We start from the raw sequence: 15920 nt of genomic DNA on the forward strand, positions 1-15920 counted from the left end.
ACCACAGGAAACAGCGCATGGCTCACCCCCCTCAAGTCAAAATTCCCGCCACCTATATGCGCGGCGGGACCAGCAAAGGCGTGTTCTTTCGCCTGCAGGACCTGCCCGACGCCGCGCAGTCGCCCGGCGCGGCGCGCGACGCGCTGCTGCTGCGCGTGATCGGCAGCCCGGACCCGTATGGCAAACAGATCGATGGCATGGGCGGGGCGACTTCCAGCACCAGCAAGACGGTCATCCTGTCCAAAAGCAGCCGGCCCGATCACGACGTCGACTATCTGTTCGGCCAGGTCGCCATCGATCAGGCCTTCGTGGACTGGAGCGGCAACTGCGGCAATCTTTCGGCGGCGGTGGGGCCTTTTGCCATCAGCGCGGGACTGATCGACGCGGACCGCATCCCCCAAGACGGCATGGCCACCGTGCGCATCTGGCAGGCGAACATCGGCAAGACCATCATCGCCCATGTCCCGATGACGCAAGGCGCCGTCCAGGAGACCGGCGACTTCGAGCTCGACGGCGTGACCTTTCCCGCCGCGCAGGTGCAGCTCGAATTCATGAACCCGGCCGCCGAGGAAGAAGGCGCGGGCGGCTCGATGTTCCCCACTGGCAATCTGGTCGACGAACTGCAGATCCCGGGCATCGGCGCCCTGAAGGCCACCCTGATCAACGCCGGCATCCCCACTATCTTCATCAACGCCGACGATGTCGGCTACACCGGCGCCGAGCTGCAGGACGCCATCAACAGCGATGCCAAAGCCCTGGCCATGTTCGAGACCATCCGCGCGCACGGCGCGCTGCGCATGGGCCTGATCGCGCACCTCGACGACATCGCCCAGCGCCAGCACACGCCCAAGATCGCGTTCGTCGCCCCCGCAGCAGCCTATGTATCGTCCAGCGGCAAAGCGATCCACGCCCAGGATATCGACCTGCTGGTGCGCGCGCTATCGATGGGCAAGCTGCACCACGCCATGATGGGGACGGCAGCCGTGGCCATCGCCACTGCAGCCGCCATTCCCGGAACGCTCGTGAACCTCGCAGCTGGCGGGGGTGAACGCAACGCTGTATGCTTTGGTCATCCCTCCGGCACCCTGCTAGTCGGGGCGCAAGCCCAGCGACAAGACGGCGATTGGGTCGTCAACAAGGCTCTCATGAGCCGCAGCGCCCGTGTACTGATGGAGGGATGGGTGCGCGTACCCGGCGACGCGTTTTAATGTTTTCAATGCCAGGCCTGCTTGATCGACAGCATCGAGCAGCAGACATGCAGCCAAAAGAAAGGTCCGCATCACTATGCAATCCAATGTCCGCCCCGCTCCCGACCAGGTTCTGGTCGATATCGTCGACTATGTCCTGAACTACACCATCCAGAGCGAACTCGCGCTGGATACCGCACGCAACTCGCTGATCGATACACTGGGCTGCGGCCTGGAAAGCCTGGAATACCCGGCCTGCCGCAAGCTGATGGGTCCCATCGTGCCCGGCACGGTGGTCCCCAACGGCGCCAAAGTCCCCGGCACGCAATTCCAGCTGGACCCGGTCCAGGCCGCCTTCAACATCGGCTGCATGATCCGCTGGCTGGATTTCAACGACACCTGGCTGGCCGCTGAATGGGGTCACCCGTCCGACAATCTGGGCGGCATCCTGGCGACGGCCGATTGGCTGTCGCGCAACGCAGTGGCCGCCGGCAAGGCGCCGCTGACCATGCGCGCCGTGCTCGAAGGCATGGTCAAGGCCCACGAAATCCAGGGCTGCATCGCCCTGGAAAATTCCTTCAACAAGGTCGGTCTGGATCACGTGGTCCTGGTCAAGGTCGCCTCGACCGCCGTGGTGTCCCAGATGCTGGGCCTGTCGCGCGACGAGATCATCAATGCCGTGTCCCTGGCCTGGGTGGACGGGCAAAGCCTGCGCACCTACCGCCACGCCCCCAATACGGGCAGCCGCAAATCCTGGGCGGCGGGCGACGCCACCAGCCGCGCCGTGCGCCTGGCCCTGATGGCCCGCACCGGCGAAATGGGCTATCCGTCCGCCCTGAGCGCGCCGGTCTGGGGTTTCTACGATGTGTCATTCAAGGGCCAGCCCTTCAAATTCCAGCGTCCCTACGGCAGCTACGTGATGGAAAACGTGCTGTTCAAGATCTCCTTCCCGGCTGAATTCCATTCGCAGACCGCCGTGGAATGCGCCATGGACATCCATGACAAGCTGAAATCCCTGGGCAAGACCGACGCCGACATCAAAAAGATCACGATCCGCACCCACGAGGCCTGCATCCGCATCATCGACAAGAAAGGCCCGCTGCACAATCCGGCCGACCGTGATCACTGCATCCAGTACATGGTGGCGGTGCCCCTTATCTTCGGTCGTCTGACGGCAGCCGACTACGAGGACAGCGTCGCCACCGACCCGCGCATCGACGCCCTGCGCGACAAGATGGTCTGCGTGGAAGACCCTGCCTTCACCACCGACTATCACGATCCCGAAAAGCGCTCGATCGCCAACGCGCTGACGGTGGAATTCAATGACGGCACGAAGCTCGATGAGCTGGTCTGCGAATACCCCGTCGGCCACAAGCGCCGCCGCCAGGAAGGCATCCCGCTGCTGGAAGCCAAGTTCCGCAAGAACCTGACGCGCCAGTTCCCGGAACGCCAGCAGCAGCGCATCCTGGATGTGTCCCTGGATCAGGCCAAACTCGAGGCCATGCCGGTGCACGAATACGTGGATCTGTATGTCATCTGATGCCACCACCTCCGGCGCCGCTGCGACGGCGCCCCGTGCCATCCGCCATAACGAGGCCGCTCACCGCTTCGAATTCACGGAAAACGGCCAGCTGTGCGTACTGGATTACGAGCTGGACGGTACGGTCGCGTCTTTCATCCATACCGGGGTGCCTGTCCCGGTCGGCGGGCGCGGCATCGCGGCTGACCTGGTGCGCTTCGGGCTGGACACCGCCCGGGCGCGCGGCTGGACGGTCCGTCCGGTATGTTCGTATGTCGAGGCTTATGTGCGGCGGTATCCGGAATATCAGGATCTAGTGGACTGACGGGCCGCACGCGCACGCCCGTGGCGGCGGTGTTGGTGCGGGCGCCGCCACTGGCTCAGACTATTCCATACGGCATATGGAATGCCAAATTTTGACTGACCATCACAAACGAGCCCAAGGAACGCCACAATTCTCGTCAATCGTCGTTGTCAGGTGTTTGGGGACACTGTTGGAGCCCAAATCCACACACCCGGCGCAGCCGCCAAGTCGCGACCGGTGTCCCCGAACACCTGACAACGACGATGAGCTCCGACTCAAAAACCCCACGTTCAAACGCCGACTCTTATATCTTATATAAGACTGTTGCCTGAATGATGCTTCTTCTTTAAAATGATGCCGTTCACCAACCCTCTCTCCTGGGGCATCATTTCATGCTGGATTCCTACCGCACCGAAGCCGCCGCTCGTGAAGCCATCGGCGTATCACCCCTTCCCCTCACGGCCCAACAGACGGCCGACCTGATCGAACTGCTGAAAAATCCGCCAGCTGGCGAAGCGCAATTCCTGCTGGACCTGCTGACGCACCGCGTCCCTGCCGGCGTAGACGACGCCGCTCAGGTCAAGGCGTCTTACCTGGCCGCCGTTGCTCTGGGCAAGGAAAACTGTCCGCTGATCGATGCCAAGCACGCCACCGAGCTGCTGGGCACCATGCTGGGCGGCTACAACATCAGCGCCCTGATCGAACTGCTGGACCACGCCGACCTGGCGCCGGTCGCCGCTGAAGGCCTGAAAAAAACCCTGCTGGTCTTTGATGCCTTCCACGACATCGAGGAAAAAGCCAAGGCAGGCAATGCCCAGGCCCAGGCCGTGCTGCAAAGCTGGGCGGATGCGGAATGGTTCACCAGCCGTCCCGAAGTCCCGCAAAGCCTGACCATGACCGTCTTCAAGGTCACGGGCGAAACCAATACCGACGACCTGTCCCCGGCGCCCGACGCCTGGAGCCGCCCGGATATCCCCCTGCACGCGCTGGCCATGCTGAAGAACCCGCGCGACGGCATCACGCCCGACGCCGCCGGTCAGGTCGGCCCGATCAAACTGCTGAACGAACTGAAAGCCAAGGGCCATCTGGTCGCCTACGTGGGCGACGTGGTGGGTACCGGGTCTTCGCGTAAATCGGCGACCAACTCCGTCATCTGGCATACCGGCGAAGACATCCCCTTCGTGCCTAACAAGCGCTTCGGCGGCGTCTGTCTGGGCAGCAAGATCGCCCCGATCTTCTACAACACCATGGAAGATTCTGGCGCCTTGCCCATCGAACTGGATGTGTCCGCCATGAATATGGGCGACGTCATCGAACTGCGCCCCTACGAAGGCAAGGCCCTGAAAAACGGCCAGGTCATTTCCGAGTTCCAGCTCAAATCCGACGTGCTGCTGGACGAAGTCCGCGCCGGCGGCCGCATTCCGCTGATCATCGGTCGCGGCCTGACCGCCAAGGCCCGCGCGGCACTGGGTCTGCCGCCCACGACGCTGTTCCGCCTGCCCGAATCCCCCGTCGATACCGGCAAGGGCTATTCGCTGGCGCAAAAACTGGTCGGTCGCGCCTGCGGTCTGCCCGAAGGCCAGGGCGTGCGCCCCGGCACCTATTGCGAACCGCGCATGACCTCGGTCGGCAGCCAGGACACCACCGGCCCCATGACCCGCGACGAACTGAAGGACCTGGCCTGCGTCGGCTTCTCGGCCGACCTGGTGATGCAGTCCTTCTGCCACACCGCCGCCTATCCCAAGCCCGTGGACGTCAAGACCCACCACGAACTGCCCGCCTTCATCAGCACGCGCGGCGGCGTGGCCCTGCGTCCGGGCGACGGCATCATCCACTCGTGGCTGAATCGCATGCTGCTGCCCGACACCGTCGGCACGGGCGGCGACTCGCACACCCGCTTCCCGATCGGCATCAGCTTCCCGGCCGGTTCCGGCCTGGTGGCCTTTGCCGCCGCCACCGGCGTCATGCCGCTGGACATGCCCGAATCCGTACTGGTGCGCTTCAAGGGTGAAATGCAGCCCGGCGTCACACTGCGCGATCTGGTCAACGCCATTCCGCTGTACGCCATTAAAAAAGGCCTGCTGACGGTCGAAAAGAAAGGCAAGAAGAACATCTTCTCCGGCCGTATCCTGGAAATCGAAGGGCTGCCGAACCTGAAGATCGAACAGGCCTTCGAACTGTCCGACGCGTCCGCCGAACGTTCCGCCGCGGCCTGCACGGTGCGTCTGAACAAGGAACCGATCATCGAATATCTGAACAGCAACATCACGCTGCTGAAATGGATGATCGCCAACGGCTACCAGGATGCCCGCACCCTGGCCCGCCGCATCAAGAACATGGAAGCCTGGCTGGCCAACCCGCAACTGGTCGAACCCGATACCGACGCCGAATACGCCGCCGTCATCGACATCGATCTGGCCGACATCCACGAACCCATCGTGGCCTGCCCGAACGACCCGGACGACGTCAAGACGCTATCCGACGTGGCCGGCACCGCCATCGACGAGGTCTTCATCGGCAGCTGCATGACCAACATCGGCCACTTCCGCGCCGCCGCGACCTTGCTCAAGGGCAAGCGCGACCTGCCCTCGAAACTGTGGGTGGCGCCGCCCACCAAGATGGACGCCAGCGAACTGACCAAGGAAGGCCATTACGGCACCTTTGGCACCGCCGGCGCCCGCATGGAAATGCCGGGTTGTTCGCTGTGCATGGGTAACCAGGCCCAGGTGCGCGAGGGCGCCACGGTGTTCTCGACCAGCACGCGGAATTTCCCCAACCGTCTGGGGAAAAACGCCAACGTGTTCCTGGGGTCTGCCGAAATGGCTGCGATCTGCTCGGGTCTGGGCCGCATCCCCACCCGCGAGGAATACCTCGAGGCCATGGGCTTGCTGGCCAAGGACAGCCAGGACATCTACCGCTATATGAACTTCGACCAGATCGAAGACTTCACGACGGTGGCCAACACGGTCGACGCCTGACCTTGCTGGATGCCCCGGCTATTACCGGGGCCGCCCACGCAGCCCCGGTTCTCCGGGGCTTTTTTTCTACCTTCCGTCAGCCTCCCGATCCGCCCGAACGGACGCGGTACACTAGGGATCCGCTTTTATCCGTCTCTTTCTTTCGGTTCTGCATGCCACCCCGTTCCCGATCTTCTGCCCTGTCCCGGACGTCGCTTTCTCTGATCGCCCTGGCCGAGGCTCTGTCCCAATCCGGCAGCCAGCTGGAGGACCGCTGGTGGCAGCAGCAACTGGGCGAAGCCCTGGACAAGGCGCTGGGCGCCCGCCAGGGGCATACGGTAGAGACCGCGCTGGATCATCTGCTGGATCAGCGTTCCCCTGCCTACGAACTCTTGGTTGAACAGGCCGAGGCCCGTTCCGAATCCCTGACTTTCACCCATCAGGACCAGGCGTACGAAGCGCTACTGATTTCCGCCCCCCTGCTGGCCTGGACCCGCTATCAATTGCCCGCCGGCCAGCTGTCCCCTCAACACCAACAGCAGCTGGGCGATCTGATGCGCACGGCGGTGCTGACGCCTGACACCCGCCTGCAGCTGCTGCCCGAACTGATCCGCTTCGATCAACTGCCGCAATCGTTTCGCGAAACCCGCAGCTGGGTGCAGGCAATGGCTCAGCATGCCCTGGGGGCGCGGCGCGACCTGCCCGTGGTCCGTACGGCCGATACGCCCGAAGATCTGCTGGCCGACGCCTATTTCCTGATGGGCGTCGCCATCGTGCCCAAGGGCCAGGCGCTGTTCCAATGGCAATCCGCCCCCCCCGACCAGCTGCCCAACCGTGAATCGGTCACTGCGCTATGGGCCGAAGGCTGCGCCCGGATCACCGAGCCTCTGTTCACCGGCTGTCTGACCGAATATCTGCCGCCGGAGGCCTTCTACACCAGCACCCGGCAGGCGGACCAAGGCATCCGCCCGCTGACCCTGAAAGCCGCCATTACCTGGCTGCAGACCGCTGCCCACATTCCCGGCGCCGACCTACGGGCCGCCATCGTCGCCTGCGGCGAGCAGGCGATCGAGGAATACCGCATCGGTTTCTGCACCCGCCAGAACAACGACGTCATCTACGGCTGCGTCTGGCCCTCGCTCAGCCGCGAGGAATCGATCCCGGACCAGGGCGCCGACGATCAGGTCGATACCTGGGATACCCTGGCTGCCTTGCTGCGCGAATCCGGCATTCAGGACGTGCGTCGCCTGCCCGGCCTGCAAGCCATGGAATTCTGTGAAGACTGTGGCACACCATACTTCCCCAATATGCTGGGCGAGATGCAACACCCGGAACTGCCCGAGGAAATCGATCCCGAGCCCGTGCAGTTTCACTGATACTGCTGCTGCAGCTGCCGGGCGCGGCTGACCCAGCTGAGACCGCGCAACGCCGATGAATGCCCTGACCTTTGATATTTTCTGCCGTGTCGTCGATAACTACGGCGATGCGGGCGTGTGCTGGCGCCTGGCACGCCAATTGGCCGCTTTGGGCCAGACGGCACGCCTCTGGATCGACGACCTGCCTACCTTGACACGCCTGGCGCCCGGCCTCGATCCGGCGGCGGACCGGCAAACCGCGCACGGGGTGCAGATCGGCACCTGGCATGTCGCCGAACAGACGTCTCCCCCGGCGCACGGCATCGTGATCGAGGCCTTCGCCTGCAATCTGCCGGCCCGCTATCAGGCCGCGATGGCGGCGCACCACTGCCTCTGGATTAATCTGGAATACCTCAGTGCTGAATCCTGGGTGGAAGGTTGCCACGGCCTGCCGTCCCCGCAAGCCAACGGCGTCCCAAAATATTTTTATTTTCCCGGGTTTGTCCCAGCCACCGGGGGGTTGCTGCGGGAAACGCATCTGCTCGACCATCGGCGGCGGACACAGGTACAGGATCGACGCCGGCGCCTGCAATCGCTGACGGGCCTGCAGACTGACGCATTGCCTGACGACGCCCGCGTGATACTGCTGTTCTGCTATCCGGATGCTCCCTGGGCGGGCTTGCAAGCCGCGCTGGCGCAACAAAGCACGCCGACATGGCTGCTGGTTCCCGGCCAAATCCCTGCCGGCCTGCAAAGCCAGGGGGCGTTGCAGGTCATGCCTATCCCCTTTGTGCCGCAGGCCCGCTTCGACGAACTGTTGTGGTGCTGCGACCTGAATTTCGTGCGCGGCGAAGACTCTCTGGTCCGCGCCCTGTGGGCGGGCGTGCCGCTGGTCTGGCAGATCTACCGGCAGGACGCCGAAGCGCACCTGGACAAACTCGATGCCTGGCTGGATCGCGCCCGATGGCCGGCTCCTGTCCAGGCGCTGATCCGCGCCTGGAACCGCCAGGACGCCGCCGGCGTACAGCATTCCCTGGCGCAAGCCCTGCGCCCGGACGGCTGGCGCACCTGGCAGACCCGCGCCGCCGCTTGGTCCGAGGAGCTGGCAGCCATGCCTGATCTGGCCCGCAATCTACTGAGCTTTTGCCAGAAACGCCTGCAGAAGAGTTAGAATAGACAGTTAATTTTTTTCTGCTTTGCCTCGACACGCGTTTTTCATGCTCGGGGCACATCAATCCCCGGAGTTTTACCGCTATGAAAATCGCCCAAGAACTGCGCGTTGGCAACGTCGTGATGGTGGGTAATGACCCCCTGGTGGTCCAAAAGGCCGAATACAACAAGTCAGGCCGCAACTCTGCCGTCGTCAAGCTGAAGTTCAAGAACCTGCTGACCGGCAGCGCCAGCGAATCCGTCTACAAGGCCGACGAAAAATTCGAACAAGTCGTGCTGGACAACAAGGAATGCACCTATTCCTATTTCGCCGACCCGATGTATGCCTTCATGGACGAAGAATACAATCAGCACGAAGTCGAAGCCGACAGCATGGGCGACGCCCTGAACTACCTGGAAGAAGGCATGACCGTCAGCGTCGTCTTCTACGAAGGCCGCGCCATTTCCGTGGAACTGCCCACCATCATCGTGCGTGAAATCTCCTATACCGAACCCGCCGTCAAGGGCGACACGTCCGGCAAGGTCCTGAAGCCCGCCAAGATCAACACCGGCTACGAATTGGCCGTGCCGCTGTTCTGCAATATCGGCGACAAGATCGAAATCGACACGCGCACCAACGAATACCGCAGCCGCGTGATGTAATCACGCCGCTGCGCCGGGGCTTCGATCGCCGCATCGGACCCCGCCATAAAAAAACCGGAAGCGCTTAAGTCTTCCGGTTTTTTTATTTAGGTGACTCAGTCCGATGTGGCTACGCCACAGCTAAGAGGTTTAATAATGGGGTACATATGCCGGGCTCTGAATGCCCGGCTTCCCTCGGCTCTCGAGGCTCTGGGAGGGCTCGAGGAGTAGGTAGATAAGTCAAGCGGAGATGGGCACACCCAAGCGCAAGCCATGAGCTGGCGCCCTTGTTCGGTTTGTGAAGATCGCGGGGTGAAGGTGTTATGCTAGACCGAACGAACGCGGGAGGACGAAGCCGGCCCTGGGCCTGTTGGGAGCTGACCGTTGAACAGGCCGTGCTGGGAGGAAGGCTGGCCGGGCGCGGGGGGGATCGGAGGGAAAGGCCGAGGACGCCAGGCACCCACGTGAGGAGGTGAAGAAGTCATGGAGGACACTCAAGAAGGAACAAGCCAGCACCGAGGGCTATCAAGGCGTAGACGCTGATCATGCTGCTGGGGAAGAAGGTACGACGGAAGGGCCGGACGGCGGGCTGAGGAGAAACTATAAAGAGACGAGGCGAACAAGGCGTTCGACTGGAAGAGTACATGGCGGAGGTGTGGGGCTATGGCCGACGGCACCACCTGCCGCCATGCCCGGCCCTGCCGGCAAGTCCACCCATTAAGCGACGACGACATGGGAAGCTGTTCCGGAGCTGAAAGAGAGGTGAAGGGCTTGAGCTACGTATCCCTCTGGCGATTCGTGAATGAGCGGCGCGCTCGAAAGTCACGTGAATGGGAAGGGTCGATCTGGAGAATGGCGCGTCGTGGCCGACAGCAAGACGGGGAGTCAAGCCATGAGCGAGGAAGCCACCGGCTGCTTCGACGGCACGAGACAGGAAGGCAACCCGGCGCGGCACGCACCGGGAGCACCGACACAGGCGAATATACGGGGTGGGCGCGGCTCAAGGGGGGGGCGACGACGGGGGACGCAGGCACCGCCACGCTCTGGACGACATTGCAATAGGTATCCCGGTCAAGGCGGCATGGGGACGGCGCACAAGACGGGGTAGCGTGAACGAGGACGATCCAGGGGAGGGGGAAGGGGGAAGGGCAAGGGATCCGGGCAGCAGCTCCTGGGAGGGACAGATGACAGGCGCGGTCACGGGCATCGCAGCAGCGCGGGCGCTGCTGGGCGCATGGGCACTGGAGGCAGCGGAAGCCGCCGCCGACGGTGAATAGGAGCTGACGAGCTCCTGGCGCAGGCAGGTCACACGAGGTTGGACGGGGGGGGCGCTATGGAAGGAAGCGCCCCCTGGGGCGAGTTGGTGAAGGAGTACGGAGCAGGGAGAGAACGCGCCGCATGGTGCAGGCCCACCTCCCCGACGAGAGATTCGACACTGATAGAGATGGCTGGCGCCTTCATGTGTCCGGAGAGGCAGGGGCGGAGAGGGAGGCGAACGCGGAGCGGCGCACGCGGGAACGGACTCGAGCTGACGAGGACGGTGCTGTCCAAAAGGGGGGGCGCAAGGAGTGGCGAAGTGGGATGCGAGGAGGGGGTCGGGGCTCTGCTTTGGGGCTGCGGGACACTTGGAGGAGGGTTGGAGGGGGTCAGGAAATGGAATTTGCGGAGGGGCGCGGGTTAGCTTGGGGGAGAAGCGATCAAATGAGGGAGGACCGCGCGTTTCAACGAAGTGGGGGTAGTGGAGAGAGTTGAAGGTGGCGAGTTAAGGGGCTTTAAGGGAAGATGGAGTGGGGGGGGAGGAGCGGAGGAGCGTGGGGATCTGAGGAAGAGGGAGAGCGAATGTGGAGTGGAAAGTGGGACGGGAGACGGGGGAGGGGGGTGGTGGAGGGTTGAAAGGAAGAGGGGGAGTTGAGGGGGCAAGGACAACGAGAGGAAGAGGGGCGTGGCGTGGCGGGGTGCGGGCTGCGCGCGCCGGGGGGCGGCTTTGCCCCGCGCCCGGGGGGCGTGCTGCTTGCCCAAAAAGTGGTGAGTGGGGGGTGTGGGGGTCGTGTCTCCGGGGGGAAGGGGGGCGTGCATGCGCTGGTGGGGGGGACCCCGCGTTGGTGCGGGGGCCGGGGGAAGGAGGGGCACGCTGTCGAACTGTCCTTTGGGGGGGTGCGCGAGAAGGGCGCGGGGGGGACAAAGGAGGGAGAGGCCGAGAAAGAGAGGGGTGCGTCGTTCAGTCGGGTGGCGGTAAGGAGACGAGCGCAAGGGGGGAGAGAAGTCTTGTGTGCTGTTCTTGGGAGAGGCGAAAGGAGGGGCACGAGGCGGTGGGAGGGAAGGAGGCGTGGGGCGGGGGGGGGGGGAGGGAGGCGTGGGGGTGGGGGGGCGGGGGGTGGGCCGGGGGTCGGCGAGGGGGCGGTGTGCGGGGGCAGCGCTGTTGAGCGGGGGGGCTTGGGCTTTCCGGGTGAGGCACAGGGGCACGGGGGGAGGTGACGGGGGGGGGGGCTCGGGTGGGGAAGGGGGGGGGGGGGCGGATGGTGGGGGGGGGCGCGTGGGGGGGGGGGGGGACGTCTGGGGGGTTGGGGGGGGGGACCCCCGGGGAAGGGAGGGGGGGGGGGGGGGGGAGGGGGCGGGGGGGGGGGGGGGGGGGGGAGGGGGGGGGGGGGGGGTGGGGGGCGGGGGGGGGGGGGAAAGGGGTCTAGGGAGGTCGGGGAGGGGCTGGGGTTGCCGTGGTGCCCGGCGGGGGGGAGGGAGCACGCGAAGGCGAAGAGGTGAGGGGTGACCAGATGGGGGGTTGAGAGGTGGGGTGCGGCAAAGCATTAAGGTCGTCCTGGTGGATGATAAGGTGTGCCGGAGCCCGCACGCCGGCCGCCCGGGCGAGCGTTTAACGTTGGGGGGGGTGTTTTAAGTATTCGATGGGTGGTCGGCTGGGAAAAGAGAGGGGGGGGGGGAGGGGGGCGGGTTAGGGGGGGGTTGGGGAAGGGGGGGGGGGGGGGGGCAGGGGGGTGGGGGGGGGGGGGGAGGGGGGGAGGCGTGGGGTGGTGGGGGGGGGGGGAGAAGAAGGGGAGGAAAAGGGGGGGCGGGGGGGGCGGGCGGTCGGGGGGGGGGGGGGGGAGGGGGGGGGGGGGGGGGGTGGGGGGGGGGGGGGGGGGGGGGGAGGGGGGGTGGGCAAGAGGGGGGGGGGGGCGGGGGGGCGGGGGCGGGTAAAGGGGGGCGGGGAGTGGTGTGGGAGAGGCAGGGAGGGAGCGGAGAGGATGCCAGGCGGGCGAAAACAGAGGTGGAGCGTCTAGGAAGGAGGGCGTGGCGTGTTAGATGAAGCGCTTGGGGGTGTCGTGTTCATGAGGTTTTCGTTGCCAAAGCCGAGGTCGGCTCTTGGAGGGGACGCAGCATGGCGTCGGGCATGGGGCCACGGCGTCGATTTCCCGCAACTCGTTGGGGGGGGAGAGGGGGATGCGGGGCGGCGCCACGCTGTGAACGATCCAGGCCCACGGCTCGATGCCCGCGGGGGGTGTTGAGGTTGGCGCTCAGCAGGGCGTGGTTTCGGCCAGGGTGCAAGAGCACCTGGTCTGCTCGGGTCTGCAACTGCATAGGGTCGTGAAAGAACGCCCGTCTCACCCATCTGCGGGGTGCGGGTGGGGGGGGGTCGAGCAGAGAAGGTGTGGCGTGGGGGGTGTCCCCCGACTTTCTGCCCGGGGGGGGGGCGGAGGCGGTGAGGGCGAGCGCGGCCAGAAGGGGGCGGGGTGCGCGCCGGTGTCCATCAATGTGGCGTAGGTGGGGCTTTGGGGGTCGAGGGTGAGAGAGATTGGGAAGCGACCTTCAGGTGTCGGCAGTGCGCAGGGGTCGGAGGTGGTGAGTGCACGGGCAGCCCCGGCCCGCCAGCTCACGGCAATGGCGGCGGCCAGCGTGGTCTTGCCCACGCCCCCTGCCCATCACATGACCAGACCGGCCCTCGGCAGCGACTTCATCGACCAGGGGGAAAGTCCGGTGCATTGTCTGGTCGGGCAGTCGATGGCATCGGCGCCTACGGGCGTCGGTATGACCAGCAGATGGCGCAGGCGTCGAGGCCACGAGGTTGACGGCTTGAGCGCGATCTGTCGAGGCAAGCCGGAGGACAGACGGATGGCGGCAGCGTAGCCTGCTCTTTTTCGTAGATGGAGCGGCAAGCGTATCGGTTTCGGCCTCGCTGGCAGGAAATCGCGTTGATGACCAGGTGTTGCTGGCGGCCGATAGCGGCCAGTTCTTATGGGTGGGGCCGCCTCGCGCAGCGTGGGGCGCTGCGCAGGGCAACGACTGGGTGGAAGGGTCGGCCAACGCCTCTACCGCAGCCTTGTACTGATGGCTGTTTTCCAGGCCCGCCAGCGGCCCCGGCCGACGCTCGCCTTGCCTGCTTCCAGGCCCCCATGGCCCGGGTTGCAGAGGGGTGGTGTGGCGGTAGGGGCTGTGGAAATGGGGCGTATCTGCGTGCGCCGCACGGTCAGAGGGCCGTGAATCTCGAAGGCGGCGTTTCCGTGGTGCAGGCCCCGAAGGGTTCTCGTGCCATCCCTACCGCTCGGGCCACGCTCGCTGGGCCGACTTGCGGTCAGGTACGTTGCGCGGCTGCCTGGGGTCGTTTCCAGTGCCCATGATTCGGCAGGCGGATCGTCGGTGTGGTTTCCGTGCGTTCGCCGCCTGCCCCACGTTGGGCCGGGTCGGTACTGAGAGCAGCCAGCTTGCCTGGGGCAGTTGGGCCGTTGCGAGGCGATGGAGGTCTTGCCGCGCCCCTGCGGTGAAAAACAGGGGAGGCGGTGGGTCAGAAGTGCATGGGATTCTGTTCAGAGGCGGCCGCCAGGGAGGTTTTGGGTGGCGAGGCTTCGGGCGCCTCGATGCCGCCAGCGGGTCAATTCGCTTCGGCTGGGGTGCGGCCGGCCAAGGCCCCTCCCTCGACCAGACAGGGGCGCGCCTTTGGCCCGAGCGTTGCAAAAAGCCTTTCACGTCGGGTTTTCGGCGAAGAGGGGTTGTGTGCCAGGTTGAAGCGTTCGACCTGGCACCGTTTTGCTTGGCCCAATCCACATCGGCGGCGAAGTTCACCAAGTTTTGATCCACTTCAACGCCACATACGCCAGTGCTGCAACATAGGCCGGGTCGAAATCTGGATGTTTGGCATGGGGTGTCCTTTAAATTGGTTGTTGATGAGTGACGCTCTTCACTCTTGGCCGATGTTTCGCTGGTTGAGCGACATGGCGTCAGGCGTTGAGTGGAGCGAGAGAAAAGCTGATGCGGCGGCGCAAGATCAGCGCGGCATCCTTGAAGTTTGGTCGTTGTTTTCGTGCCTCGACGGCTGCCGGATCGGGCCGCCCCAGTGAGCCGATACCGGCTTGCCCGGCCAAAACGGGCACGCCTCGCCAGCGGCGTTGCGAGACGGTAAAAATGAAGTCGAACACCGGCGCCCCCGGCGCTACGAACTCATCCCAGTTTGTGCGGTAGCCAGTCGTTGGCATGTGCAGCCTCTCCAGCGTGGCGAGCGCCAGCGGATGCACTTCGCCCTGGGCTGGCTACCTGCCGAGTCGCCCGAAGCGCCCTTGGCCCAGTTTGTTGAGGATGCCTTCGGCGAGGATGGAGCGTGCGGAATTGCCGTGCAGATGAACAGTGCGTTGTTGCGGCCTCTGTGGTCATGGTGTGTTTCTCAAAGAGGAAGAAGGGGGCTTGCTGTGCAGAAGCCGGTGCGGTGATCGGTGTCGTGTGAGGCCGCTTCATGGAAGACCGGGATGCTGCCTAACGTGTGGAAGTGCTCCCAGGCAATACCCTGCGGATCGGTGACCCAATGCTTCTCGTGGTGCGTAGCAGAGGTGGTGTGCCTTCGTCGAGCAACTTCATGTCGGCGGTGTGCGCGGAGTTTCAGGGCGGCCGTTCCTCGGCGTCGTCGGTCTGGTGCCAGGTGGTCGATGCCGGTTGTGCGGGTGGAGATGGCGAAGTTGACCGGCGGGTCTTCGAGCATCCACTTCGCGTAGTCGCCTTCGACGCGCGCAGGCTGCGCCGCGAATAGTTGGGAATAGAAGCCGATGCGCGGTTAAGTCATGGTGAGGTGGACGTGGAAGCGCTTCATGGAGAGTTCTTTCAGAGGAGGACAGGTGGAGGGAGATTCAGTGCTTCGCATACGCCGCCCTGGCGGTGTCGGTCATGTAGCCAAGCAGACTGTTCTCTGCGCGAAGTCGGCGCGATAGATCAGGTTGCGCCCTTGCTGTTCGATGGTGAGAGGCGCGTGAGCCGCTCCTTCAGATGGAAGGACAGAGAGTTGCGGGCCACGTCGGCTGGTCGGCCAAGACGCTGGGCGTCAGCCCCTCGGGGCCTGCGACGACCAGGGCGCGGAACACGCGCAGGCGTTGGGTGTGGGCCAGGGCACCGAGGGCGGAAACAGCTTGATCTTCGTTATGGTTCGATAATACACATTTTAATCATTGTGCAGAAACCAGCAAACAGAACCTCGTGCCGCCGTCGGGTTCGCGGGCTATGTCCCGCGCTTCGTGTCGAATCACGGCCATCCGGCTATGCCCCCTGGCGCCTCCGACCTGGGTGCTCTGCTCGCCTAAAACCGACGCATATGGAGGTGCAAGGGGGCGGTCTTGCTGTTCCCTTCATCGTGCCACGGCGTGCTCGCCGTCAAGGGCTGCGCGCCGATGGCGCTTGCGTCCTGGCGGCCGTCGTTGCCCCCTGGCTGCGCTGCGCCGTGCCACGAAAGGGTCGGGCAATTCCGCCCGGCAACCCTTAGGAGTTCACCATGAACAACGCACTCTCACTGACGGCAGCGGTGTGCTGTGGCAGGCCGCGAATCGCTGGAGCCCGGACTTC

The 15920-nt window shown here is 64.8% G+C and carries 8 protein-coding genes and 3 pseudogenes; 7 read left to right on the forward strand and 4 right to left on the reverse strand.

Going from position 1 to position 15920, the window contains the following annotated elements:
• The first annotated feature begins 17 nt into the window (after positions 1–17).
• From prpF to efp, 7 genes are all read left to right on the forward strand, one after another.
• Positions 18–1208, forward strand: coding sequence for a 2-methylaconitate cis-trans isomerase PrpF (prpF, locus tag VDP79_RS05520; RefSeq protein ID WP_323017226.1), 1191 nt, complete (start codon positions 18–20; stop codon positions 1206–1208).
• Positions 1209–1284: 76 nt separating this feature from the next.
• Positions 1285–2727, forward strand: a complete 1443-nt coding sequence (locus tag VDP79_RS05525) for a bifunctional 2-methylcitrate dehydratase/aconitate hydratase (protein ID WP_323017227.1) — start codon at positions 1285–1287, stop codon at positions 2725–2727.
• Positions 2717–3031 (forward strand): GNAT family N-acetyltransferase, encoded by a 315-nt coding sequence (locus tag VDP79_RS05530; protein WP_323017228.1) that lies wholly within the window; start codon positions 2717–2719, stop codon positions 3029–3031. Before VDP79_RS05525 ends, VDP79_RS05530 begins: the two co-directional genes overlap by 11 nt.
• A gap of 371 nt (positions 3032–3402) precedes the next feature.
• Positions 3403–5988, forward strand: coding sequence for a bifunctional aconitate hydratase 2/2-methylisocitrate dehydratase (acnB, locus tag VDP79_RS05535; protein ID WP_323017229.1), 2586 nt, complete (start codon positions 3403–3405; stop codon positions 5986–5988).
• 152 nt (positions 5989–6140) lie between these two features.
• Positions 6141–7343: a DUF2863 family protein gene (locus tag VDP79_RS05540; RefSeq protein WP_323017230.1), complete on the forward strand. Its 1203-nt coding sequence runs from the start codon at positions 6141–6143 to the stop codon at positions 7341–7343.
• A gap of 55 nt (positions 7344–7398) precedes the next feature.
• Positions 7399–8493, forward strand: a complete 1095-nt coding sequence (earP, locus tag VDP79_RS05545) for an elongation factor P maturation arginine rhamnosyltransferase EarP (RefSeq protein ID WP_323017231.1) — start codon at positions 7399–7401, stop codon at positions 8491–8493.
• Between the two features lie 83 nt (positions 8494–8576).
• Positions 8577–9134, forward strand: coding sequence for an elongation factor P (efp, locus tag VDP79_RS05550; RefSeq protein WP_323017232.1), 558 nt, complete (start codon positions 8577–8579; stop codon positions 9132–9134).
• 4503 nt (positions 9135–13637) lie between these two features.
• On the opposite strand, the gene VDP79_RS05555 is transcribed toward efp, so the two are convergent.
• From VDP79_RS05555 to VDP79_RS05570, 4 genes and pseudogenes are all read right to left on the reverse strand, one after another.
• Complete coding sequence (locus tag VDP79_RS05555; RefSeq protein ID WP_323017233.1) at positions 13638–14177, reverse strand: hypothetical protein; 540 nt, start codon at positions 14175–14177, stop codon at positions 13638–13640.
• A gap of 100 nt (positions 14178–14277) precedes the next feature.
• Positions 14278–14747: pseudogene (locus tag VDP79_RS05560) on the reverse strand (arsenate reductase ArsC).
• Positions 14748–14757: 10 nt separating this feature from the next.
• Positions 14758–15135 (reverse strand): annotated as a pseudogene (locus tag VDP79_RS05565) (glyoxalase/bleomycin resistance/dioxygenase family protein).
• Positions 15136–15141: 6 nt separating this feature from the next.
• A pseudogene (locus VDP79_RS05570) lies at positions 15142–15469 on the reverse strand (ArsR/SmtB family transcription factor).
• Between the last annotated feature and the right edge of the window lie 451 nt (positions 15470–15920).

It is taken from the genome of Castellaniella sp. (assembly GCF_034675905.1).
In the GTDB taxonomy this organism is placed as follows: domain Bacteria; phylum Pseudomonadota; class Gammaproteobacteria; order Burkholderiales; family Burkholderiaceae_B; genus Castellaniella.